This is a genomic window from Psychrobacter sp. 1Y10, assembly GCF_052259005.1.
Classification (GTDB): domain Bacteria; phylum Pseudomonadota; class Gammaproteobacteria; order Pseudomonadales; family Moraxellaceae; genus Psychrobacter; species Psychrobacter saeujeotis.
The window spans coordinates 1-800 of sequence record NZ_JBQQES010000025.1 but is presented as its reverse complement, the minus strand read 5'-3'; the positions used below and the strand labels follow the sequence as shown (position 1 = coordinate 800).

General features: G+C 49.0%; 1 protein-coding gene. It reads left to right on the top strand.

The window, feature by feature from the left end; all coding sequences use genetic code 11:
* Window positions 1-800: elongation factor Tu (locus ACTXGH_RS13755; RefSeq protein WP_439297581.1), on the top strand; the 800-nt coding region annotated here is incomplete at both ends.

Sequence of the window (800 nt, the reverse complement as noted above, 5' to 3'; positions counted from 1 at the left end):
GACTATGTTAAAAACATGATCACTGGTGCCGCTCAAATGGACGGCGCAATCCTAGTCGTATCAGCAACTGATGGCCCAATGCCACAAACCCGTGAGCACATCTTGCTATCACGTCAGGTAGGCGTTCCATACATCATCGTCTTCATGAACAAATGCGACTTAGTCGACGACGAAGAGCTACTAGAACTGGTTGAAATGGAAGTTCGTGAACTTCTAAACGACTACGACTTCCCAGGTGACGACACCCCAATCATCAAAGGCAGTGCCACCCAAGCCCTAAAAGGCGACGAAGGCAAATACGGCCAACCAGCAGTCGTAGAACTACTAGAAGTTCTAGACAGCTACATCCCAGAGCCTGAGCGTGACGTCGACAAAGCATTCCTAATGCCAATCGAAGACGTATTCTCAATCTCAGGTCGTGGTACCGTCGTAACCGGCCGTGTTGAATCAGGCATCGTAAAAGTTGGTGACGAGATCGAAATCGTTGGTATCCGTGACACTCAAAAAACCACCTGTACTGGTGTCGAGATGTTCCGTAAACTACTAGACGAAGGTCGTGCTGGTGAAAACTGTGGCGTCCTACTACGTGGTACCAAGCGTGAAGACGTACAACGTGGCCAAGTACTAGCGAAGCCAGGTTCAATCACCCCGCATACCAAGTTTGACGCTGAAGTATACGTATTGTCAAAAGAAGAAGGTGGTCGTCATACGCCATTCCTAAACGGCTATCGTCCACAGTTCTACTTCCGTACCACTGACGTCACTGGCGCAATCCAGTTACAAGACGGTACTGAAATGGT